Raw genomic sequence first — 23,069 nt, forward strand, 5'->3', positions numbered from 1 at the left:
CATGAATCTGACAAATCTGACAGCCAAATGAACACACCCTCGACCCCGATCTCAGGCAACAATACAACGCAGGCCAACGCCAATGGCCATGCCGCCAAAATTATGGTAGTCGACGACGACGTGCGCCTGCGCGATCTGCTGCGCCGCTACCTCACCGAACAAGGCTTTTCGGTGGTCACCGCCGAGAGCGCGCCGGCCATGAACAAGCTGTGGCTGCGCGAGCGCTACGACCTGCTGGTGCTGGACCTGATGCTGCCAGGCGAAGACGGCCTGTCGATCTGCCGCCGCCTGCGCGGCGCCGGCGACCAGACCCCGATCATCATGCTCACCGCCAAAGGCGAAGACGTGGACCGCATCGTCGGCCTCGAAATGGGCGCCGACGATTATCTTCCCAAACCCTTCAACCCGCGCGAACTGGTGGCGCGTATCGGCGCCGTCTTGCGCCGCAAGGGCCCGGACGAAATCCCCGGCGCGCCGTCCGAAACCCCGCAGTCGTTCGAATTCGGCCAGTTCGTGCTCGATCTGGGCACACGCACGCTCAAGAAAAATGGCGAAACGGTGCCCCTGACCACCGGCGAATTCTCGGTGCTCAAGGTGTTCGCTCGCCATGCGCGCCAGCCGCTCTCGCGCGAAAAACTCATGGAACTGGCGCGCGGGCGCGAATACGAAGTGTTCGACCGCAGCCTGGACGTGCAGATTTCGCGCCTGCGCAAACTGATCGAACCCGATCCCTCGTCGCCGCTGTACATCCAGACCGTGTGGGGCCTGGGCTATGTGTTCATTCCTGAAGGCCAGCCACGCTAGTGTTTTCGCGCGATTCGACCACGCCCCATGGGACGCGCCTGAACTGGCTCAGGAGCGGCCTGTTCTGGCGCACCTTCCTCTTGCTCAGCATCCTGACCACGGTGTCCATGGCCTCGTGGATCGGCATGATCAGCGCCGTGCAGCGCGGGCCGCAGGTCGAGCAGACGGCCGACCTGGTGATCTCGGTGGTGACCATCACCAAGGCCGCCCTGACCCACTCGGCGCCCGAGCTGCGGCGCGAGCTGCTGTTTGAACTGGTCAGCAACGAAGGCATCCGCATCTTCACCCTGGAAAGTTCGGACACGGTCGATCCGCCGCCCGACAGCGCCCTGATGCCGGAAATCGAAGCGATCATCAAATCCAAGCTGGGCGCCGACACGCGCTTTTCCAGCCGCGTGAACGGCACCGCCGGCTTCTGGATCAGCTTTAAAATCGACGACGACAGTTACTGGCTGATGCTCGAACGCGAACGCCTCGAAGGCTTGACCGGCGTGCAGTGGCTCGGCTGGGCCACGGTGGTGGGCGCTGTGTCGGTGGTCGGCGCGGCGCTCATTTCGAGCCTGGTCAACCTGCCGCTGGCGCGCCTGACCGCGGCCGCGCGCGCCATCGCCCAGGGCAAGAAGCCGGACCGCCTGCCCGAAAAAGGGTCGAAGGAGATCATCGAGGCCAATCGCAGCTTCAACCAGATGGTGGAAGACTTGCAGCAGGTCGAATCGGACCGCGCCGTGATTTTGGCAGGCATCTCGCACGACCTGCGCACGCCGCTGGCGCGCATGCAGCTCGAACTGGAAATGGCCAAGCTCAGTAACGAAGCGCGCGAAGGCATGCAGTCCGATATCGGCCAGATGGACGCCATCATCGGCCAGTTCCTCGACTACGCCAAGCCGACCGAGGCGGCCACCTTCGTCCCGGTCGATATCAGCGAGCTGCTGCAGGACACGGCGCGCGAGGCCGAGCGCATGCTCGACATCCACGTGACGACCCACATCGAAGAAGGCGTGCACGTGATGGGCAACGCGACCGACCTGCGGCGCGTCTTCAACAACCTGGTGGAAAACGCTCGCCGCTACGGCAAGACCGAGGGCGGCGACTTTACCGAACTCGATATCTCTTGCCGCATCAAGCCGCACGGCCTGGGCAAGCGCGTGGTGATCGAAGTGCAGGACCACGGCCAGGGCGTGCCGGACGACCATATCGAACTGCTGCTCAAGCCCTTCACGCGCATGGACAGCGCGCGCGGCCAGGCCAACGGTGCCGGACTGGGACTGGCGATCGTGGAACGGGTGGTCTCGCGCCACAACGCCGAACTCCAGGTCAGCAACCGCGACGGCGGTGGCTTGCGCATCGTGCTGGTGATGCCGCTGGCGGGCTAGTTACTTTCTATAAAACGCCAGGTACCGCTGCCACCATCGCGGTCACGGGTCGTGCTGCCCGATACGCAAAATACATTCCCGTTACATCCGGCGGCGCGCACATCCAGATAAGAAGAGACGCCATACGGAGCAAAATTATTCAGCAGGCGAATACCCTGAGCTGAATAGACATTATGGCGCGGCGCTTCCACGGTCCAGATGCTGGAATTAATGCCGGTGTTTTTCGTCAGGGACGCCGATATGCAAAACATATTACCCTGGCAGCCAACGCCGCGCGCGTCGAGATAGCCGCCGAAGAGCCGATACGGCGGCATGTCGTCGTTCGCCAGGGGATATTGGCTTTTTACATACACCTGATCGCCCGGCTTGACTTGGGAACCCGCAATTTTCGTCCCGGCGGAAACGATCATCCAATTACCGCTGCCCTGATCGCGATTATCCGACTGCGCCGTGGAAACGCATAAGGCATTGCCTTCGCAATTGGCGCCGCGCACATCGAGATAACCTCCGCTCCAATTATTGTAGCCGTTCTGCGCATGGTAAATCTGACCATACCGCAAGACCGGAGCGTGGACGCGCGCGTGCGCGGTCGCCATCGAACACCATACCGTGCCGTTATTCGACTGGCCGGCTATGCCTTTATAAATGCAGACGTTGGCGTCATTTTGCAAAACCAGGTAGAACGGCCCGTCATTGCGGGCTTGGTTCGACAGGCACCAGGCGACATATCCGTCGGTTCGGTAGGTACACAGATTGCCGTCGGTCTGCATATAGGTGGCGTAGCTCCCCGACGGTGCCGCGCTCGAGCGCGTGCACCAGACATAGGCGCCATCGAACTCGTGATACACGCAAAAATTCCCATCGCTCTGCGTGGTCAGGAAAAACTCCCCGCTCGGCGAGCTGAGATACTCCCCTGTTTTAATGGAATTGCCACCGCTGAGAGTCGATCCCTTGTCGATATCGGCCGCGCGCGCCGGCGCCGTGGAGAAAAACAGCAGCAGTGCCCCGGCCAGCACTATCAAGCATAACCATGTGGCGGAGCGCGGAGAGAGGAATTTAATAACTTTAATGAACATGTTTTACTCCAGAGGTGGTGGCTGCATGAATGGGGATGACAGTTAACAAACTCCTGCATGAATAATGGACAAGGCCAGCATGAGAAATCGATCCGGTCATTCGCGTATCACCGCCATGAACGATGGACATCACTGCCGCAATGCCGTGGCCGCCATCCGATCGACGGCCCGCATATCGGAAAGAGGACCAGGCTTTGTTTCGATAAACAAACGCTGGCCCGATCTGGAGTCTACCGGGAATAAGATTGCGATTTAATTAATTTTGAGCCTGCGTCATCAGTCGGGCTGCAACGTCGCACTAACGCGACATTTACCCAATTAATTGCGCGCAGCTCCGCAAAACCGGCGAGCTCAGGCTCGTACGACGTCGTAGTTTTCGATGTCGAAACGGCGCGTGGCCCAGCGGTAGGTGAAGGTAAAACCCGGCCAGACCGCGTAATTGCGCCCGCGCCCGTCGAGATACCAGCTTTTGCAGCCGCTGCTCCACACGGTGCCGCGCAGCTTCTTGTGCACCGTCGCGACAAAGTCGCGCTGCACGTCGGCCTTCACGTCGACCGAGTGCAGGCCCTGCGCGCGGATCGCCTTGATGGCTTCGACCACGTAGTTCACGCTCGACTCGATCATGTAGATCATCGAATTGTGCCCCAGCCCGCTATTCGGTCCGGTGACCGTGAAGTAGTTGGGAAAACCGGCCACGGCGCAACCCTTGTAGCAATCCTGGTCGTGCTCGAACAGGCGCTTGCCGCCGCGCCCGCGCACCTCGATCGAACCGAGCGCATGGCCGACATGAAAACCGGTCGCGTAGATCAGCACATCGACCGCGCGCTCGACGCCGTCGGCGCCGACGATGCTGTTGGCGCGCACCTCGGCCACCGCGCTGGTGACCAGGCTGACGTTGGCGCGCGTGAGCGCCGGGTAGTAGTCGCTCATCACCAGTACCCGCTTGCAGCCCATGGTGTAGTCGGGCGTGAGCTGGCGCCGCAGGAGCGGGTCGGCCACCTGGCGATGCAGGTGGCGCAGGCCGACCGCATGCGCCAGGCGGAACAGGCGCGGCAGGTACAGGTACAGCGGCGCGTTCGCTTCGTAGATCGTGTAGTTGAAGGCGCGGTACAGCAGCCGCAGTGGCGCGAGCCTGGCCAGCAGCGAGCGTTCGCGCGGGCCGATGGCGCGGTCGTGGCGCGGCACGATCCACTGCGCGGTGCGCTGGTACACATCGAGCTGCGCCACGATGGGCGCGATCTGCGGCACGAACTGGATCGCGCTGGCGCCATTGCCGATCACCGCCACGCGCTTGCCGCGCAGGTCGACGTCGTGGTTCCAGCGGCTCGAATGAAACGACGGCCCGCCGAAGGTCTCCATGCCGGGCAAGGCGGGCAGCGCCGCGCGGTTCATCGCGCCCAGGGCCGAGACCACGCACTTGGCCGTCAGCGGCCCGGCGCTGGTGCGCAAGCGCCAGTAGCCGCCCTCTTCCTCGAACTGCGCGCCTTCGTAGGCGGTGCCCAGGCGCAGGTGGGGCGCCAGGCCAAAGTCGCGCACGATGGCGCGCGTGTAGTCGAGAAGTTCGGCCTGGCTGGCCAGGCGGCGCGTCCAGTTCGGGTTGGGCGCGAACGAAAACGAGTACATATGGCTGGGGATGTCGACCGCGCAGCCGGGATAGGTATTGACTTGCCAGGTGCCGCCGAACTGCGCGTCTTTTTCGAGGATCACGAAATTGTCGATGCCGGCCTGCTTGAGCCGCACGGCGGCACACAGGCCACCGAAGCCGCTGCCGATGATGACGGCATCGAGCTCGGGAACGGTCATCGGTTCGGCACGCGCGTCTGCACCAGTTCGGCCCTGAAGCGCAGCTTGCCGTCACGCTCGAGCGCGTAGCTCAGTTTCAGGCCGTCGGGCGAGACGCTCAGGGTCCAGACATTGCCGGCGGCGGCGGGAATCAAACGGGCCGTGTAGGCGTCCGCATGGAACGATTGCGCAATCGCGCTGCCGTCGCTGCCGGCCGCGCCGCCATACATCGTTTGCGCGTCGGGCGTGCCGTCGGCGTGGCGGTGGTCGTGCTGCAAGGTGAGGCCCGACGGCGTGCGCGTGACGATCCAGGTGCGCGACGTATCCTCGCCGACGGTGAAGGGAATCCGGATGTCGCTGGCATTGCACGCGCTCACGGTGGCAAGCAGCTTCTTGCCGGCGAAGGCCTCGCCGCCATCGTCGGGCGCGACCGACGTGCCTTCGTAGACGGCGCCGCACAACTTGCCGAGGTTGGCGAAAAAGGCGTCGCGCGCGTCCGGGGTGTCGCCCGCGCGGCAGGGCAGCGCCAGCGCGCTGGCCAGGACGATGGCAGTGGTGCGCAGGATCATGGGCTTGCTCTCGTGTGGTGATGGTGGCGATGACGATAGGCGCGCGCTACGCAAAAGTCAACGTTTTGCCGCCGCAATCTTATGCGTGAATCCGCACATACATGCGTTTATGCAAGGGGTATAAGATTAGAACACTGTTCATAACCAGGAGACGAAGATGATGAAGAAACTCTTAATTGCCGCACTGATCGCCGGCTCGCTCGGCAGCGCCGCCATTCCCGCCAGCTCGGCGGTGATCATCGTGCGCGAGGCGCCGCCGGAACCGCGCTCCGAACGCACGCCGCCACCGCGGCGCGGTTATGTATGGGCACCGGGACACTGGGATTGGCGCAACAACCATCATGTGTGGGTACGCGGCTCGTGGATCCGCGACCGCAAGGGCTACCATTACACCGCGCCGGCCTGGCAGGAGCGTGATGGCCGCTGGGAAATGCAGCGCGGTAACTGGGTGCGCGGGCAGCGCGACAATGACGGCGACGGCGTCCCGAACCGCGAAGATGCACGGCCGAACAATCCGAATCGCCAGTAATTGATTCTGCGGGCGCAAGGCCGCGCTTCAAGCCGCGGCCGGTCGCCTCGCGCCTGGCCCCGTCCGCGCGGGGCGCAGGCGCCACGTTCAGCACGGCGACAGCTGGCCGCCGCACTGCGTGACGAGGTAGTCGCGCACCGCGCGCACGTCGGTAAATGGCATTTCCCCGATGACCTGGCGGATATGCCGCAATGCATCCCATAAAAATTCATACTGCCCTTCCTTCACCGGCACCAGGCTGTACACGCCTGTGGTGGTGGTGAACAGGTGGCGCTCGTTGGGCACGGTGAAGGCCGGCATCAGCGGTGCGCCTTCATCGTCCCAGAAACGCCACAGGGCCGCCTCGACGTCGACCGGATTGCAATAGGCGGACGCTGTCAGCGCGTCGGGGAAGACGAGCAGCGAACATTCTTCGGTGTCGGCGGCAAAGATCATGATGTCCCATCGTGAGCGCGGGGTGATGCATTTTGTGGCACGGCCCTTCCCTCAACCGTAACACATAAAACAACATTACGCGAATGCCAGCCAGCTACAAAACCGGTCCGCGCCAGCTTGCCCAAGCGTGCCCAAGCGTGCCACTGCTGGCGCGCGGAAAATGAGGAAGGGACGAAGGTCTACGCCGCCAGCGCCTTGCGCACTTCATCGGCATCGGCCGGGCGCACCACGCGCGCCACCTCCCGGCCATCTTTCATCACCACCACGGTCGGCCACAGCTTGACCTTGAAGGAACGCCCGAGCTTGCGCCCGCTGCCATCTTCCACCTTGATATGGCGCGCGTCGGGATAGGCGGCCAGCGCCTGTTCGATCAGCGGCGCCGCCGCGCGGCAATGGCCGCACCAGTCGGTGCCGAAGTCCAGCACCACCATGCCCGAGGTGGCGTCGATGTCGCTGCGATCCGGCTGGGCCGGGCAATACGGTGTGCTCATGCGCTTGCTCCTGATGTCATTCGCATAAGCCTACCGCAAAACCGCGTGCCTGGCTGCCCGGCTCGAATGATTTGAATCGGAAACATTGCCAATAACCAATTGAAAGGCTACAATAAACCCTTTCATAAGTAGGGTTATCATGGCGATCGAACTGTTCAATAACGGCAAGCACATCTGCCTGATGTTCTCCGACCTGGTCGATGAAGGCGAGGGCGCTTCGGTGCAGTCGAACCAATTCCTGATCGTTCAGGACGGCACCGGGATCCTGCTCGATCCGGGCGGCGTACTGACCTACAACGAGCTGTACATGGAAATGAGCAAATACTTTCCGCCCAAGGAGTTGCGCTACGTATTCGCTTCCCATGCCGATCCCGACATCATCGCCTCCTTGCCGCGCTGGCTGGCCGGCTCGGATACCAAACTGCTGATCTCGTCCATCTGGTCGCGCTTCGTGCCGCATTTTTGCGCGCAAGGCAAAACGGAAGGCCGCATCATCGCCATTCCGGACCAAGGCACCCTGTTGCCGCTGGGCGATACCGAATTCCAGATACTGCCCGCCCACTTCCTTCACGCGGAAGGCAATTTCCAGTTTTACGATCCGGTCAGCCGCATCCTGTTCTCGGGCGACATGGGCGCCTCGATGCTGCCGGCGGGCCTGGGCATGGACCCGGTGCAGGATTTCGACAAGCACCTGCCCTATATGCGCGGCTTTCACGCGCGCTACATGGTGTCGAACAAGGTTTGCCGTTACTGGGTCGAGATGGTGCGCAAGCTCGATCCGGAATGGCTGGTGCCGCAGCACGGCGCGCCGTTCAAGGGCCGCGCCATGATCGCGCGCTTCCTCGACTGGATCGAGACCCTGCCCTGCGGCGTCGACCTGATGACCCAGGAAATGTATCAGGCGCCGCGCAGCATCAGCATCACCCTCTGATCGGCGCGAAAGACTATTTCACACAGGCGGCGGCCCGCTTCAGCGGTTCAGCACCGCGCCCAGCCGGTCTGCCAGAAAATCCACCAGCGCCGCCACCCGCGGCGCCAGCGCGCCCTGCTTGTAGAACACCGCCCACACCGGCTGCGACCACGGCAGGGTCAACGGTACGAGCACGGGCACCAGCCGGCCCGCCGCGACATCGGCGCTGGTCAGAAAATCCGCCAAGCAAGCGATGCCCGTACCAGCCAGCACCAGATGGCGCAAGGTTTCGCCGCTCGATGCGGTCACGGCCGGCGTCACACTCACGCCCTCCCCGCCCGCGCCTGCCAGCGGCCAGGTATTGAGCGAGGCCGGAGCCGTAAATCCCAGCAGCCGGTGCGCGCCCAGTTCCCGCACCGTGGCCGGCATGCCGTGCCGGGCCAGATACGCTGGCGCGGCCAGCATGCGCAGGGCGCTGCTGCCGAGCCGCCGCGCGTGGAGGCTGGAGTCGGCCAGCTGGCCGATGCGGATGGCCACGTCGGCCCGTTCCTCGATCAGGTCGACCAGGGTTTCGCCGCTGGCCAGTTCAAGCCGGATCAGGGGATAGGCATCCAGGAAATCCGGCACCAGCGGCGCGACCAGATGGTCGAGCGCTGGCGTGGCGGCGTTGACCCGCACCAGCCCGGACGGCTGGGAACGGCGTGCGGACACTTGCGCCTCGGTCTCTTCCAGCTCGGCCAGGATGGTGCGCGCGCGGCCGAGCAGCCAGTCGCCCTCCTCGGTCAGGTCCTGGCGCCGCGTGGTGCGGTGCATCAAGGCCATGCCCAGCTGGGATTCCAGACGGGCAATGGCGCGGCTGATGCCGGACGGCGTTTGCCCGAGCCGCTCGGCGGCGGCGGAAAACGAACCGGTATCGATGACTGCGGCAAACGCACTCAGCGCTTCGACGTCGATCATTGCTCGCTCTCCCTTGTTGGCACCCATGTCAGACAGGCATTGTACGGGAGAGCGGCGGCCCGGCCTGTCAGGGAGTCATGGCGGATCCGGCGGCGGCCGGGATCGTCGGCAAGGCAATGCTGCGCAGCGCAAACGGCCCGCTCGCCTGCCCGCGCCGCTTGCCGAACAAGACGCCGAATTGCGATTCGACGACGATCAGGTGCCCACCGCGCACGACGCCGCTGACCGGCTCGGCCAGACCCTCGGCAAAGGTGGTCAATGAGGGCCGGGGACTGCGCAGGTCGACCATGGTCACCCGTCCATTGCCGCCATCGATATCGTTCTCGAACGCGAGCAGGATACCGGGCGACAAGGTACGCAGCGCATCGCCTCCCGCCAGCGGACGCGGCAGCGACACCACCACCGGCGTGCCGGCCCCGCCATCGGCATGCAGGGGAACGCGCAGCAGGCGGCCATCCGAAAACGTCGACAGGTACAGCTGGCCGCCGTCGAGCGCCACGCCGTTGCCGTTGAAGCGGGCGCCGCCCAGCAGCGGATGCGTGATCCACGAAATCAAGGTGGACCTTGCGGGATCGAAGCGCAGGATGCGCGGCTGGGCGCTATCGCTGATATACAGGCGGCCATCGGGAGCGCGCGCCAGGTCGTTGCAGAAGCCATCGCCAGGCAAGGGCCAGCGCCCCAGCAAGGTGCCCTTGGACAGGTCGAACGCGAGCAAGGCGGATGGCGTCTTGGGCGTTCGGGCAACGCCAAGGTCGGCGCTGCAGGCGTACAGGCGGCCGGCCGCATCGTCGGCCAGCAAGCCCTGCACCGACATCAAGCCGCCCTCCCCCGCCGCGACGAAGGGCTCGGCAAGCTTGGCGCCCGGGCGGACCCGGACGATGCTGGACTCGGTAGCGCTGCCGGTGAACAAGGTTCCGTCCGCGGCAATGGCCAGGCTTTCAGGAAAAAAGCCAGGCGGCAACTGCTGCGCGGACGCGCCGGCCGCCAGGAAGAGGTGGATGCCCAGGCCGAATGCGCACGCTGTACGGCATGCGCGCAAGCTCATGTGGGGGAATGAATGCATTGCTGTTTTCCTTGTAATCAGTCGATGAAAAGAAGCATGACAGCCCGGGCATTCATGAAAAAGGGCTTTGCGCTCATCGGATAACTGAATATCATTCAGCAATGACCACGATCCATCTGGACGCCTTGTCCGCCTTTGCCGATATCGTGCGCTGCGGCAGCTTTCGCGCGGCGGCGGCCGAACGTGCCGTCACGCCTTCCGCCCTGAGCCATGCGATGACCAAGCTGGAGCGCGACCTCGGCGTGCGCCTGCTGCGCCGGACCACACGCGCCGTGGCGCCGACCGACGCCGGCAAGCGTTTGCTGGCGCGCGCCAAGCCGGCGCTCGACGATATCGCCGGGGCGCTGGAAGAGTTGAACGAGGTGCGCGACACGCCGTCCGGCCGCCTGCGCATCACCGCGCCGCGCATGGCGGCGGCCACCGTGCTGGCCCGGGCCCTACCCGCGTTCGCGCGCGCCTATCCGCGCATCGAGCTGGAAATCAGCGTGGCCGACGGTTTCCAGGACCTGGCGGCCAACGGTTTCGATGCCGGCATCCGGCTGGGCGAAGCCTTACAGCCAAACATGGTGGCGGTACCGGTCAGCGCGCCGGTGGCGATGGCCGTGGTGGCCGCGCCCGCGTATCTGGAAGCGCACCCGGCACCGGTAGCGCCTGCGGACCTGGCCGCGCACGCCTGCATCCAGCTCCGGCTGCTCAGCTCCGGGACATTGTATGGATGGGAATTCGAGCGCGGCGCGCAAAAGTCGGTGGTTCACGTCGGTGGCGGGTTGATCATGGACGATCAGGAACTGATCGTGCGCGCGGCGATCGACGGGCTGGGCCTGGCCTATTCGGCGCTCGACTATGTGGCGCCGCATATCGAACAGGGCCGGCTGCGCCGGATCCTGGCCGGCTGGACACCCGAGGGGGCGGGATTTTGTTTGTATTATCCAAGCCGCAAACATTTGCCCGCGGCATTGCGCGCCCTGATCGAGCATCTGCGCTACAGCGCCTGACCATCCCTCCCCCGCCTGCACACAGATGGATTGGACGAGGCCGTCAGCGCCTTCATTCATGACTCCCAGTCACAAGTCTAATGTGCCATAGGGCATTTTTCTTCGTTCTCCTTGCGCGCACACTGCATCGCATCGCAAACCGCCTCAACAGGAGAATCCATGCCACTCGCACTCTGGGCGCTGACACTCAGCGCTTTCGCCATCGGAACGACCGAATTCGTCATCGTCGGCCTGATCCCCACCATTGCCGCCAGCCTCGGCGTGTCCCTGCCTTCCGCCGGCCTGCTGGTGAGCCTGTACGCGCTGGGCGTGGCCATCGGTGCGCCTATCCTCACCGCCCTCACCGGCCGCGTGCCGCGCAAGCAATTACTGCTGGGCTTGATGGCACTGTTCACCATCGGCAACGTTGTTGCCTGGATGGCCCCCGGCTACTTCGCCCTGATGGCTGCCCGCGTGCTCACCGGCCTGGCGCACGGCGTCTTTTTCTCGATCGGTTCCACCATCGCCACCAGCCTGGTCAGCAAGGAAAAAGCCGCCAGCGCCATCGCCCTGATGTTTACCGGCCTGACCGTCGCGTTGGTCACTGGCGTGCCGCTGGGCACCTGGATCGGCCAAAGCTTCGGCTGGCAGTCGACCTTCCTGGCGGTATCCTTGCTGGGTGTGATCGCCTTTATCGGCAGCTGGTTCCTGGTGCCGTCCACCATTGCCATGAGCCCGCCAGCGAGCCTGATGACGCAACTGGCCGTGCTCAGAAAACCACGCCTGCTGCTGGTGTACGCCATGACCACCCTGGGCTATGGCGGCACCTTTATCGCCTTCACCTACCTTGCCCCGATCCTCCAGGAAGTTTCCGGCTTTTCGGCATCGAAGGTGAGCCTGGTGATGCTGGTGTACGGCGTGTCTGTCGCATTCGGCAACATCTGGGGCGGCAAGCTGGCCGACAAGAAAGGTCCGATCAAGGCCTTGCAGATCGTGTTTGCGTTGCTGGCCGCCGTCTTGCTGCTGCTGACCTTTACCGCGTCGAACATGTGGCTGGCGCTGGGCACGGTGCTGCTGTGGGGCGCGTTTGCCTTCGGCAATGTACCCGGCTTGCAAGTGTACGTGGTGCAGCGCGCCGAACGTGATGCGCCGCAGGCGGTCGATGTGGCATCGGGCCTGAACATTGCCGCCTTTAACGTCGGCATCGCCTTAGGCGCCTGGGGCGGCGGGCTGATCGTGGCTCACGTGGGCCTGATGGCCACGCCATGGATAGGCGCCATTGTCGTGGTGGGCGCGCTGGGACTGACGACCCTGGCGGGCTGGCTCGACCGCCGCGATGGACTGGTGCATGTGGCGGGAACAAGCCGCGCGGTTGCGGCGCACTGAGTGCCGGCTTACGACCACGATCTACCGGCGTACGACTTCAGGCTGCCAGCGTGCGGCCAATGTCTACCGGCGTGCGACCGCAGGCAGCCGGGGTGCGGCGGCAGGCAGCCGGGGTGCGGCGGGAGGGTACGGGCAGCGACAGAACCAGCAGCCCGTGCCACGTCGTCCGTCACCCGGCCGGCGTACGTCCCCCGCACTCAGCGGTCGAGTTCGGGGTAGTGCCGGAAAATGCCGTCTTCGTTAAACGCGATCCGCCGCTTCGAGGCCAGGTAAGCGGCAATATTGGGCCGCTGCGCCACCTGGTCGTGCAGCGCGACCAGCCCCGGATAGTCCGGTTCCAGCCGCATCATTGCCTTGGGAAATGCATAGCGCAAACCCTCCATCACCTGGAACATCGACAAATCCACGTAGGACAGGCGCGAGCCCACCAAAAACCGGCCGCGGCGCTTGGGCTGCTGGAGCACAGCCTCAAAGTAAGACAAGAACTTGGGAATCCGGTTCCCGATAAAGTCGGCGGCGCGGCGTTTGGCTTCCTTTTTCTGATCCTCGTAATACAGCGACACGCCGACGGGATGATGCGTATCGTGCGCTTCGTTGACGAGATCGGCAATGGTCAGCTGCAACTGATGCGCCCACATGCGGCCCGCTTCGGCGCGCGGCGCGAGGCCATGGCGGGCGCCGAGGTACAGCAGGATGTTGGCGGTCTGGCCGATGGTCAGCGCGCCGGCCGTGAGAAACGGTGGCGCGAACGATGGCGTGGCCTGGGCCGCGAGCGCTGCGGCGACCTTGCCGGCGCCGTGTTTCTGGCGCCCGACGTCGACATACGCGACGCCGGCCTCCTCCAGCGCCAGGCGGACGAATTCGCCGCGTCCCTGGATTGTTGGCCAATAATAAAGTTCGTACGTCATCGCGCCTCCATGCAAGGATCAGTCGTGCGGGGATTATGGCCCATCCGGCCGAATGGCAGGCGGACGGCAGCGGCGCCGTTTTGGCCCGCCGCCCGCAAGAATCGCGTGCTTGAGCGATAATCTCTCACCATTCGTTTGCCAATACAAGGATTCACCGTGCTCAACTTCGACTTCTACAATCCGACGCAGATCCTGTTCGGCCAGGGCCAGATCGCCGCCATCGCCAAACAGATTCCCGCGTCCGCGCGCGTGCTGCTCGTCTACGGCGGCGGCAGCATCAAGCAGAACGGCGTCTACGACGAGGTGCTGGCCGCCCTGGCCGGCTTCACCGTCACCGAATTCGCCGGCATCGAACCGAATCCCAGCTACGAAACCCTGATGCGCGCGATCGCCCAGGTCAAGGCCGAGAACATCGACTTCCTGCTCGCCGTGGGCGGCGGATCGGTCATCGACGGCACCAAGTTCATCGCCGCCGGCGCCCTGCTCGACGACGATCCGTGGACCATCCTCGAAAAGCGCGGTAACAATATCGTCGCCGCCATGCCGTTCGGCGCGGTGCTGACCCTGCCCGCGACCGGTTCCGAAATGAACAGCGGCGGCGTCGTGACGCGCAAATCGACGCACGAAAAATTCTCGTTCATGAGCCGCAAGTGCTTCCCCAAGTTCGCCGTCCTCGACCCGAGCAAAACGTACTCGCTGCCCGCGCGCCAGGTCGGCAACGGCGTGGTGGACGCCTTTGCGCACGTGATGGAGCAGTACATGACCTACCCGGTCGGTGCCAAGGTCCAGGACCGCTTTGCCGAAGGCCTGCTGCTCACGCTCATCGAAGAAGGCCCGCAGGCACTGGCCAATCCCGACGATTACGACGTGCGCGCCAACATCATGTGGTGCGCCACCTTGGCCTTGAATGGCTTGATCGGCGCCGGCGTGCCGCAGGACTGGGCGACCCACATGATCGGCCATGAGCTGACCGCCCTGCACAATCTGGACCACGCCCAGACGCTCGCCATCGTCTTGCCAAGCATGCTGCGCGTGCGCAAGGATGCCAAGCGCGCCAAGCTGCTGCAGTTCGCCGAGCGCGTGTGGAACCTGTCCGGCGGCGATGAAGATACCCGCATCGAGGCGGCCATCACCCGCACCGAGGAATTCTTCGAGCAGATGGGCGTGAAAACGCGGCTGGGCGACTACGGCCTTGGCGCCAGGGATCTCGACGGCATCGTGAGCGCGCTCGAAGCGCACCGCATGGTCAAACTCGGCGAGCAGCGCGACGTGACGCTCGACATCAGCCGCAAAGTGCTGGAGATGAGCCTGTAACACAGGCGCAAGCCACGCCGCACGCCTTGGCGCGGGCATTGCCGCCCGTGCCAGCTGTGATAAAATCGACATTCGCTAGGGGTCCTGGGAGTTACTTTCCGGGTGAGAGATACCCTCCGTACCTGATCTGGATAATGCCAGCGAAGGAAAGCGCAAAGTAGTCCCCTCCTTTGTCTGCTCCCCCCGTTGGCTCCGGCTTTTTCAAGCAACGCACCGCACGCCGGCGCGTAATACGAGCACACTATGTCATCGCCAAAATTCAAGCAGTCCGTCATCGCCCTGTCCATCCTGCAGGCGTTCGCCTTTTCCGTTCACGCGCAAACGACCTCGCAAGCCATGCCTGAAGTCGTCGTCACCGGCGCCAAGCAGCTCGGCGCCGAGCGCGCTATGGTGGGCGGTTTCTCCGACACGCCGCTGCTGTACACGCCGGCCACGGTGGTGTCGATCAGCCGCGAACAGATGCAGGACTACAGCATCCGCAACAGCACCGACGCCATGATGTTCGACGCCAGCGTCAGCGATGCGTACAACGCCGTCGGCTACGCCGAGCAGTTCTCGATCCGCGGTTTCGCGCTCAATAACGGCGCGAGCTACCGCAAGGACGGCATCGCCATCCCGGGCGACACCCAGATCCCGCTCGAAAACAAGGAGCGCATCGAGATCCTCAAGGGCTTGTCCGGCCTGCAGGCCGGCGTGACCGCGCCGGGCGGCATCGTCAACTACGTGCTCAAGCGCCCGACGGCCACGCCACTGCGCTCGGTCACCGTGGAAGCGCGCGAGCGCGGCACCGTGTACGGCACCGTGGACCTGGGCGGCCGCTTCGAGGACAAGCGCTTCGGCTACCGGATCAACGCCGCCGGCGAGCGCCTGCGCTCCTACGTCAAGGGCGCGGACGGCGAGCGCGCCTTCGTCTCCGGCGCCTTCGACTGGCAGATTTCGCCCCAGGCGCTGCTGCAGCTCGACATGGACTACCAGAAGAAAACCCAGGTCACCGCGCCAGGCTACCAACTCATTCGCGGGGTCGCGCTGCCGACCAATATCTCGCCGAAAACGCTGCTTAATGAACAGCCGTGGACCAAGCCGGTCGACACCCGCACCAGCAATATCGGCTTGCGTTTCGAGTACCAGATCAACGACGCCTGGCGCACGACGATTAGCGCCAACAAGCATCAATTCAAACGCGACGACTTCACCGCCTTCCCTTACGGTTGCAGCAACGAGGGCGAGGGTTTCTATCCGGGCTACTGCTCGAACGGCGACTACGACGTGTACGATTACCAGAGCGTGGGCGAACGCAAGTCGCCGCTCGGCGCGCAGGCGCTGTTGCAGGGTAAGTTCGCCACCGGCGCGATCGGCCACGAACTGACGTTCGGTGCGACGTATCTTGAACGCAGCGACAAGGCCGGCGAGTATGTGTACGACTACGTCGGCTACAGCAATATCTACAACAACCTGATCGTCCCGCCGGTCGACGCCAGCCGCACGACCGGTCCAATCACCGAACGCCTGAACGACCATGAACGCGGCTTCGTGGTGCAGGACATCCTGTCGCTGGGCGCGCAGTTCAAACTGCACACCGGCTTGCGCTACGCCGCCATCAAGCGCAATGCGACCAGCGACACCAGCTTCCTGCTGCCGAACGTGGCGCTGGTGTACAACCCCACGCCCGACTGGACGATCTACGGCTCGCTGGCGCACGGAATGGAACACGGCGGCGTGGCGCCCAAACGCACCACCAATCAATTCGCGTCGCTGCAACCGAGCCGCTCGAAGCAGGTGGAATTTGGCGTCAAGGCGCTGGTGGGCGAAACGCTGAGCATGTCGGCATCGGTGTTCAGCATCGTCAAGGGGCTGGAATACACCAACGCGGCCAATACCTTTGTCCGCAGCGGGGAACAAAAGCACAACGGGCTGGAACTGGCTGCCCAAGGCAAGGCTGGCAAGGATTTGAAGTACAGCGTCTCGCTGACGGCGCTCGACACGCAGCAGGAAGGCACCGGCACCGCGTCGCTGGACGGCAAGCGCGTGACCAACGTACCGAAGTTCAAGACGGCGACGGTGCTGGAATACGCGGTGCCGGCGGTCGCGGGTCTGAAGGTGAACGGCATGTGGCAGTACACCGGCAAGAAAGCGTTCGACATCGAAAACAAAACGATGGTGTCGGGTTACAGCGTGTTCAACCTGGGCACGGCTTACGCGACGCGTATCGCCGGTGTGTCGACGACCGTACGCGCGACGGTCGACAACGTGGCGAACAAGTTCTACTGGCGCGACGTGACGCAGGAGCTGGGCGGCTATCTGCTGCCGGGTGCTCCGCGTACGGTGCGGGTGTCGGCGCAGTTTGATTTCTAAGGCTGCCCGCTAGATTTAGATCCGTCGTTCCCGCGCCAAGGCGGCACTCGGCGGGAACTGGCTTTTGGACTCGATGGCGTTAGGTTCAGCGTTTTTCTGACCACGAACTCCAAGACCGTCATTCCCGCGAAGGCGGGAATCCAAGTCCGATGCTCAGCCAACGGCTACGGAACAAAATTGGGTTCCCGCCTTCGCGGGAACGACGGAGCATAAGTTAGCGCCATTTGGAACCGACCTCTGACTTTGCACAGTTCCAAGAGATTTGAGGAGTTTCCTTGAAACTGGGCGCTGCGCAGGGAACGACGGCGACGAGTTAGCTGTACGCGCTGAGCAACCGTACCGCCTGCACCATCCGCTCTTCCAGGCTCCCCGTCACCAGCGAATACCCGATCCCCCGCTCATCGAGCATCTGCACCACCTGCTCATGAATCGTCTGGCGCACCGCCTCCGATTCGCGCTGCAATCCATCCGCCTCCCACGGCCCGTCCGGTGCCGTCACGAACGTCATCGCATAGTCATGGCGCTGCTCCAGCAGCGACAACTGGGCATCGACCCTGCTCCAGTACCAGCGGCTGTAAATGGCCGTCATCAGCGGCGTGGTGTCGCAGAACAGGAAGCGGGTCGCTTGCCGCGCTGCCGCATCTTCGCGCGCCATCTGGGTCTGCGCAATCGGAAACTGATCGCTCTCGCGCGGCACGCGGCCGGTGGTATCGACAAACTCGCGCAGGTACTCGGGCACCCACACGGTTCCGAAATGCGCCGCCAGCGCGGCGGCCAAGGTCGATTTCCCCGACGACTCAGCGCCCAGGATGGCGACCCGCAGCACCGGCGTCATGGTTTGCCGTCCGCGGCGCGCACCCAGGCTCGCCAGCCGAAACAGGCCATCACGACAAAGGCCGCATACAGCACCGCCGTCGCATGCAGGTCCTTGTGGATGTACAGACCGACATACAGCACGTCGACCACGATCCACACGATCCAGTTTTCAACCTTCTTGCGCGATAAAAGCAGCTGGCCGAGCAGGCTGCCCGCCGTCAGAAAACCGTCGATGTGCGGCACGTCGGTGTCGGTCAGGGTGCGCAGCGCATAGCCGATCGCGGCGAACAGCAGCAGCCAGCCGGCGATGCCGCCGATCCAGCCACGCGCGCTCGAGCGCGTCACCACCAGCGGCGAATGCTGTTCGCCGCCGTACAGCCACTGATACCATCCCCACACCGACACGGCAATGAACACGCCCTGCAGCCCCATGTCGCCATACAGGCGCGCATTGAAGAAGACGACGCCGTAGACGGCCGACGAGATGATCGCGAACAGCCACGCCCAGTGCGTCTGGCGGATATTGAGCACGACGGTGATGACCGACAGGACCAGCGCCGTCAATTCGAGCGGTGTGGTGGCCATGCCAAGCAGGACAAAGGATTCGTTCATACGGAGGGAGTGGCGGAAAGTGGCGCAATTGTAGCGTATGCGCCGCTTTCCAAAAGGTGGGAACGCCGTCCCCACCCTTGCCCGCCTTATTTGCGCGGATACTTGATGGTCATTTCCTTGAGCAGGTTGTCGGCATGGTCGACTTCCTTCATCACCCACAGCATGTAGCGGATGTCCACGTGAATGGCGCGCGTGATGTCGCTGTCGAAGTACCAGTCCTTGGTCACCGATTCATAGGTCGAATCGAAGTTCAGGCCAACCAGTTCGCCACGCTTGTTCATCACCGCGGAACCGGAATTGCCACCCGTGGTATCGGCGCTGGACAGGAAATTGACCGGCACCGTGTTCAGTACAGGGTCCTTGAACACGCCATACCGCTTTGCCTTGACCGCATCGAGCAGCGGCTTCGGTGCGTTGAACGGCTCGGCCGCGGTGTGTTTCTCGACGATGCCTTCCACCGTCGTGAACGGCCCCTTGACGATACCGTCGCGCGGCGAGTACGGCGCCACCGTGCCGAAGGTCACGCGCAGGGTCGAATTGGCGTCGGCGTACACCGGTTTGCCTTGCGATTTTTTCCACGCGATCACGGCCGACATGTATTGCGGGATGATGCGTTCAAGGTTGCCGTCGATTTCCTTGCGGCGGTTTTCCAGCGCCATGGTCACCTCATGCAGCTTGACGGCCAGCTTGATGAAGGCGTCGTCCGACTTGGCAAACGCCGCGGCATCCTTGCCGATCCAGCCCAGGCGCTTGGCGGTGTCGCCCAGTTCCGACTGTTTGTACAGCACGCCGACGGCGCCAGGGTCCGGCAGCAATGCGTCCAGGCCTTGCGGATGCATCTTCGCGGCCAGCTTCTGGTAGCGCTGCAGGCCGGCGCCGAAGCGCGCCTCGTCCACCTTGCCGACGTACGATTGCTCAAGGCGGGTCAGGCGCGCCTTGATGAACGACAGGTCGCGCTCCTGGTAGCCGGATTCGCGCTTGGCGTCCGGCTTGGCCGCTTCCAGCGCCAGGCGGTACACCGTGCGCGCGCTTTTCAGCAGGTCGCTGTTGCTGGCGACCGACCAGGCGAATTCCTGTTCCGACAGCGCCATGTCAGCGGCGATGGCCGTGTCCAGGTCGGCCAGCAAGGTCGGCGACACGCCCTGCTGGTTACCCGGCTTGTTGAACCAGGCGCGGAATTCGGCATCCTGCACATCCTTGATGGCGGCGATGTCCTTGCGCGCAAAGCCGTCGAGCAGGCCCTGGGTTTTCTTGAGCACGTTGTTGATGCCCTTGACCACGCTGGCGTAGCGCACGTCGTGGGCGGCATTGCCCTTGGTGGCGGCGGCGATGACGGCCAGGTCGGCCTGCATCTCGGCCACGCGCACCGGGAAGTTGGCGTCGCGCGCGAAGCGGATCTCGGACGGCAGCTTGTAGCGGCTGGTGCGGCCGGGGTAGCCGGCCAGCAGGATCGGATCGCCGTTCTTCAGGCCTTCGGCCGAGACGACCAGGAAGTCCTTCGATTTGTACGGCACATTGTCGGGCGACGGATCGGCCGGACGGCCATCCTTGCCGACATAGGCGCGCAGGAAGGAAAAGTCGCCGGTCTGGCGCGGCCACTCGAAGTTATCGACGTCGCCGCCGAAATTGCCGATCATGTCCGATGGCGCGTACACCAGGCGCACATCGCGGATCATCAACTGGCGGATGCGGTAATACTCAAGACCGCGGTGAAAGCTCGGGACCGAGCAGCGGTAGGCTTTGTCGGTTTCGCATTCGGCGGTCAGGGCCTTGATGCGGTTCTGGACTTCTTCGTTGCGCTCGCGCCCGGACATGGTCGGCGACAGGCCCTTGAGCACGCGGTCGGTGACGTTTTCGACTTTTTCGGTGACATAGACCAGGGTATTCGGTCCGCCCGGCAGTTCGGCGTCGCGCGTCTTGGCGAGAAAGCCGTTGACGATGTAGTTCTTGTCGGCGGTCGAATTGCGCTGGATGGCGCCATAGGCGCAGTGGTGATTGGTGACCACCAGTCCATCGCCGGACACGAACGAGGCCGAGCAGCCGCCCAGCGACACAATGGCGCTCATGGGGTGCTTGGACAGGTCGGCCAGCTTCTCGGCAGGGATGGTGATGCCGATGCGTTTCAGTTCCGACGACAGTTGTGGAAGCTGGTATGGCTGCCACTGGCCTTCATCGGCATTCGCGGTAGCGAATACGCCGAGCAGGGCGACGGGTAAGGCGATGGATTTCAACAAGATATACCCCAGAAGATAAAAGCAATCGGGGAGTATATCGCCGATGCAAAGCGGTGCAAATGATTTTGTCGGGGGCGTATTGACGGCCGGCGTGCCGCAAGCGTACGTTCGCCGGCGCGACGAAGGCATCGGCAAAGCCCTGCGTTACAATTGACAGTCAAAAAACAATCACCTTCATTCCATGTCCATGCCCCCTGTCGTCATCAGAAACCCCATGAGAGCAGCGGGGGAGCCGCCCGACCTGCTGGTACTTCATCGCGGCCAGGTGCGCCAGCCTGTCCCCGCCCTGTTGCAAGTGCTCGGCGAATTTTGCGACGACGGCGACGGCGGCGCCATCGTGGCGGCAGTCGCTGTCGACGGGCGCCATGGCTACCTTGACGCCAGCGGGGACTGGATCGTCGAACCCACCTTGAAAGACGCGCGTTCGTTCGGCAGCGATGGATTGGCGCGCTTTTGCGACCAGGGCCTGTGGGGCTACCGCAACCTGAAGGGCGCCGTGGTCATCGCGGCCCAGTACGAAAAGGCGGAAGCGTTCAATTTCGGCCTTGCCGCCGTCATGATCGGCAAGCGTCAATGGCGCTACATCGATACCAGCGGGCAGTTCGCGTTCGACGGCATCCTGCTCCATGCCGGGCCGTTCACCGCCCCCGGCCTGGCCGTCGCCTTCGGCTCGACCTACAAATTCGGCTACATCGACCGCAGCGGCGCGTGGGCGATCGCGCCGCGCTTCGAGTGGGCGGCGCCGTTTTCACCGCTCGGCGTGGCCCCGGTCAGCGAGAACGGCGAGCTGTATGGCATCATCAACCAGCAGGGAAAATGGGTGCTGGCGCCCTGCCACAGCCAGATCGACGCCTTCAACGACGATGGTCTGGCCTACTTCCAGGCTGGCCGGAATCACGAAGGCTACCTCGATGCGAGCGGCGTGCCGGTCATCCGCGACATGTACAAGCTGTCGCCGACCATGCGCAGCGGAATCGCCGTACTGAACAACCTCAGATACGTGACTGTGCGCGGTCCGCTGGCATTCGACGCTACCCTGGACTGGTTCGGCGACTTCAACCCGCACGGCTTTGCGCTTGCGCGCGCCCGCGGCGCGGCGCGGGGACCAGTGTGGGGCATCGCACGCGCGGATGCGACCTTCGCGATGGCGCCAGCCGACATGCTTGAACCGCTGACGGACAAGGACCACAACATCGCCGGATCACAGGCAGGCACGCCACTTGTCGCTTTCCTCGCACGCGACGGCAGTATCGCCATGCTCGACCGCGATGCCCGCGTCATGTTCCGCCTGCGCGCCCGAACAGGCCCCAACGGCAGCTACGCGGCGCTGTACGACGATGCGGATCGCCTGCTTTGGCAAGGCCCGCCATGCGCTGCGCTGCAACTGCCGCAGCCCTACTTCTGCGCGTCTGCCGAGGCGCTGCTGGTCGAAGTGCGCTCCATCGACGGACTGGTCCCCTATGCCGAATCGATGGTCGCGGCAACCCATGCCAAACTTCACAACATCGGCGCGCTGCTGCAAGCCGTGGAAAACGGCGAAGAGGAGACAGAAGACGCTTACGCCTACACCACCGGCTACGATGACGTCTTCAACCAGGACGACGCCCCCGACGCCGGCGCCAGGCTTGCAAGATCGCTGCGCACCAGGCGCCGCATCTTTCGCTCTTACCTCGGCGAGGGAGAGAACATGAGTTTTGAATTCCTCAACGATGAGCGCCACGACATGATGATGGCGATGTACGCGCGCTGCGTGGCGTGCCTGGCGGCCCATTTCGGCCCGCCGTCGCCCGATCCCGACTTCGCCGGCGCTGCGCCGGCGCCGAACACGCAAGCTTGGCGTATCGGGCAGCTGTGGCTGGGAATCTGGGCCGATAGCGAGTATGGCGATGGCGACTCATGGCAGCACATCTGGCTGGTCTGCGCGCCATCGAAAACCACGTTCGACGCGGCTATCGCGGGCCGCACCTTGTCCGTCGACGACGGCGAAGACTAGCTGGCGCGCTTGCGCTTTTTGGGGGCGAGCATGGTGCCGGTGCAGGTTGGTGCACCGCAGCGGCATTCGAACGCCTTTTTCACCGCTGGCGTATGCCGCTCTTCGTAGATCAGCGCATAGTTATACTTGAGCTCTTCGTCGCGCATGATCGGGTGCAGCGCATAGATGAACACCCTGCCCTCGTCTTCCTGCGCTTCGCAGTTCGGTTCGCAGGCGTGGTTGATGAAGCGCGAATCGTTGCCGCCACGGCCGCCATCGATGACCATGCCGTCGGCCAGCGAAAAGAAAAAGGTGTGGTTGACCGGGCCGCCGCCGGCTTCGGCGCGCGCCGCCGATTCGTCGGACGTGATGCGCTCGCCCGTGTATTCGGCGATCTGCTCCCCCGGTTCGATATCGCGCGTGGCGAATACGCCATTGCCGTGGATGGTGGAGCGCCGCACTTCGTAGCAGACAGGCTCGGTTTTACTTGATTTGGAGGGTGTGGTCGTCAT

The 23,069-nt window shown here is 63.9% G+C and carries 21 protein-coding genes and 1 riboswitch; of the genes, 9 read left to right on the plus strand and 12 right to left on the minus strand.

Features of this window, described 5'->3' with window-relative positions; translation table 11 throughout:
* Positions 1-102: 102 nt before the first annotated feature.
* Together ompR and IV454_RS30295 are read left to right on the plus strand one after the other, a co-directional pair.
* Positions 103-804, plus strand: coding sequence for an osmolarity response regulator transcription factor OmpR (ompR, locus tag IV454_RS30290; protein WP_229423363.1), 702 nt, complete (start codon positions 103-105; stop codon positions 802-804).
* A complete protein-coding gene (locus IV454_RS30295; RefSeq protein ID WP_229521924.1) occupies positions 804-2,177 on the plus strand; it encodes a sensor histidine kinase family protein in 1,374 nt (457 codons plus the stop codon). The genes ompR and IV454_RS30295 overlap by 1 nt, the downstream gene beginning before the upstream one ends.
* Here the strand turns inward: IV454_RS30295 and IV454_RS30300 are convergent.
* The 3 genes from IV454_RS30300 to IV454_RS30310 all read right to left on the minus strand — a co-directional run bounded on the left by IV454_RS30300 (position 2,174) and on the right by IV454_RS30310 (position 5,604).
* Entirely contained in the window at positions 2,174-3,253 is a 1,080-nt protein-coding gene (locus IV454_RS30300) for a hypothetical protein (RefSeq protein WP_206089314.1), read from the minus strand. The two genes, IV454_RS30295 and IV454_RS30300, sit on opposite strands and share 4 nt — an antisense overlap.
* Positions 3,254-3,604: 351 nt before the next feature.
* Positions 3,605-5,056: a flavin-containing monooxygenase gene (locus IV454_RS30305; RefSeq protein ID WP_206089315.1), complete on the minus strand. Its 1,452-nt coding sequence runs from the start codon at positions 5,054-5,056 to the stop codon at positions 3,605-3,607.
* Entirely contained in the window at positions 5,053-5,604 is a 552-nt protein-coding gene (locus IV454_RS30310) for a hypothetical protein (RefSeq protein WP_206089316.1), read from the minus strand. The genes IV454_RS30305 and IV454_RS30310 overlap by 4 nt, the downstream gene beginning before the upstream one ends.
* A gap of 157 nt (positions 5,605-5,761) precedes the next feature.
* Between IV454_RS30310 and IV454_RS30315 the strand changes: the two genes are divergently transcribed.
* A complete protein-coding gene (locus IV454_RS30315; protein WP_370663129.1) occupies positions 5,762-6,133 on the plus strand; it encodes a YXWGXW repeat-containing protein in 372 nt (123 codons plus the stop codon).
* Positions 6,134-6,220: 87 nt separating this feature from the next.
* Here the strand turns inward: IV454_RS30315 and IV454_RS30320 are convergent, their stop codons facing one another.
* On the minus strand, positions 6,221-6,568 hold the full coding sequence (locus IV454_RS30320) for a hypothetical protein (protein ID WP_206089317.1): 348 nt from the start codon (positions 6,566-6,568) through the stop codon (positions 6,221-6,223).
* 179 nt (positions 6,569-6,747) lie between these two features.
* Entirely contained in the window at positions 6,748-7,059 is a 312-nt protein-coding gene (locus IV454_RS30325; RefSeq protein WP_206089318.1) for a thioredoxin family protein, read from the minus strand.
* A 139-nt stretch (positions 7,060-7,198) separates the two neighbouring features.
* Here IV454_RS30325 and IV454_RS30330 point away from each other — a divergent pair, with 139 nt between their 5' ends.
* On the plus strand, positions 7,199-7,990 hold the full coding sequence (locus tag IV454_RS30330) for an oxygen-binding di-iron domain-containing protein (RefSeq protein WP_206089319.1): 792 nt from the start codon (positions 7,199-7,201) through the stop codon (positions 7,988-7,990).
* A gap of 39 nt (positions 7,991-8,029) precedes the next feature.
* On the opposite strand, the gene IV454_RS30335 is transcribed toward IV454_RS30330, so the two are convergent.
* Together IV454_RS30335 and IV454_RS30340 are read right to left on the minus strand one after the other, a co-directional pair.
* The gene (locus IV454_RS30335) at positions 8,030-8,926 is read right to left on the minus strand and encodes a LysR family transcriptional regulator (protein WP_206089320.1); all 897 of its coding nucleotides are present in this window, start codon (positions 8,924-8,926) and stop codon (positions 8,030-8,032) included.
* A gap of 67 nt (positions 8,927-8,993) precedes the next feature.
* Entirely contained in the window at positions 8,994-9,989 is a 996-nt protein-coding gene (locus IV454_RS30340; RefSeq protein ID WP_206089321.1) for an SMP-30/gluconolactonase/LRE family protein, read from the minus strand.
* A gap of 101 nt (positions 9,990-10,090) precedes the next feature.
* Here IV454_RS30340 and IV454_RS30345 point away from each other — a divergent pair, with 101 nt between their 5' ends.
* The gene (locus IV454_RS30345; protein WP_206089322.1) at positions 10,091-10,984 is read left to right on the plus strand and encodes a LysR substrate-binding domain-containing protein; all 894 of its coding nucleotides are present in this window, start codon (positions 10,091-10,093) and stop codon (positions 10,982-10,984) included.
* Between the two features lie 159 nt (positions 10,985-11,143).
* Positions 11,144-12,349, plus strand: a complete 1,206-nt coding sequence (locus IV454_RS30350; protein ID WP_206089323.1) for an MFS transporter — start codon at positions 11,144-11,146, stop codon at positions 12,347-12,349.
* Between the two features lie 197 nt (positions 12,350-12,546).
* On the opposite strand, the gene IV454_RS30355 is transcribed toward IV454_RS30350, so the two are convergent.
* Complete coding sequence (locus tag IV454_RS30355) at positions 12,547-13,257, minus strand: glutathione S-transferase (protein ID WP_206089324.1); 711 nt, start codon at positions 13,255-13,257, stop codon at positions 12,547-12,549.
* A 156-nt stretch (positions 13,258-13,413) separates the two neighbouring features.
* Between IV454_RS30355 and IV454_RS30360 the strand changes: the two genes are divergently transcribed.
* Positions 13,414-14,571: an iron-containing alcohol dehydrogenase gene (locus tag IV454_RS30360; RefSeq protein ID WP_206089325.1), complete on the plus strand. Its 1,158-nt coding sequence runs from the start codon at positions 13,414-13,416 to the stop codon at positions 14,569-14,571.
* Between the two features lie 67 nt (positions 14,572-14,638).
* A riboswitch (TPP riboswitch) is annotated at positions 14,639-14,737 on the plus strand.
* 77 nt (positions 14,738-14,814) lie between these two features.
* The gene (locus IV454_RS30365; protein ID WP_206089326.1) at positions 14,815-16,923 is read left to right on the plus strand and encodes a TonB-dependent siderophore receptor; all 2,109 of its coding nucleotides are present in this window, start codon (positions 14,815-14,817) and stop codon (positions 16,921-16,923) included.
* 313 nt (positions 16,924-17,236) lie between these two features.
* Here the strand turns inward: IV454_RS30365 and IV454_RS30370 are convergent, their stop codons facing one another.
* The 3 genes from IV454_RS30370 to IV454_RS30380 all read right to left on the minus strand — a co-directional run bounded on the left by IV454_RS30370 (position 17,237) and on the right by IV454_RS30380 (position 20,585).
* Positions 17,237-17,758 (minus strand): AAA family ATPase, encoded by a 522-nt coding sequence (locus IV454_RS30370; protein WP_206089327.1) that lies wholly within the window; start codon positions 17,756-17,758, stop codon positions 17,237-17,239.
* Entirely contained in the window at positions 17,755-18,351 is a 597-nt protein-coding gene (pnuC, locus tag IV454_RS30375) for a nicotinamide riboside transporter PnuC (RefSeq protein ID WP_206089328.1), read from the minus strand. The genes IV454_RS30370 and pnuC overlap by 4 nt, the downstream gene beginning before the upstream one ends.
* An 86-nt stretch (positions 18,352-18,437) precedes the next feature.
* Positions 18,438-20,585, minus strand: a complete 2,148-nt coding sequence (locus tag IV454_RS30380; protein WP_229521926.1) for a S46 family peptidase — start codon at positions 20,583-20,585, stop codon at positions 18,438-18,440.
* A 214-nt stretch (positions 20,586-20,799) separates the two neighbouring features.
* Here IV454_RS30380 and IV454_RS30385 point away from each other — a divergent pair, with 214 nt between their 5' ends.
* Complete coding sequence (locus tag IV454_RS30385; RefSeq protein ID WP_206089330.1) at positions 20,800-22,578, plus strand: WG repeat-containing protein; 1,779 nt, start codon at positions 20,800-20,802, stop codon at positions 22,576-22,578.
* Here IV454_RS30385 and IV454_RS30390 read toward each other — a convergent pair.
* Positions 22,575-23,069 carry an SET domain-containing protein gene (locus tag IV454_RS30390; protein WP_206089331.1) on the minus strand — a complete coding sequence of 165 codons (495 nt, stop codon included), beginning with the start codon at positions 23,067-23,069 and terminating at the stop codon, positions 22,575-22,577. The genes IV454_RS30385 and IV454_RS30390 overlap by 4 nt on opposite strands.

The sequence above is a fragment of the Massilia antarctica genome (assembly GCF_015689335.1).
Classification (GTDB): domain Bacteria; phylum Pseudomonadota; class Gammaproteobacteria; order Burkholderiales; family Burkholderiaceae_D; genus Telluria_A; species Telluria_A antarctica.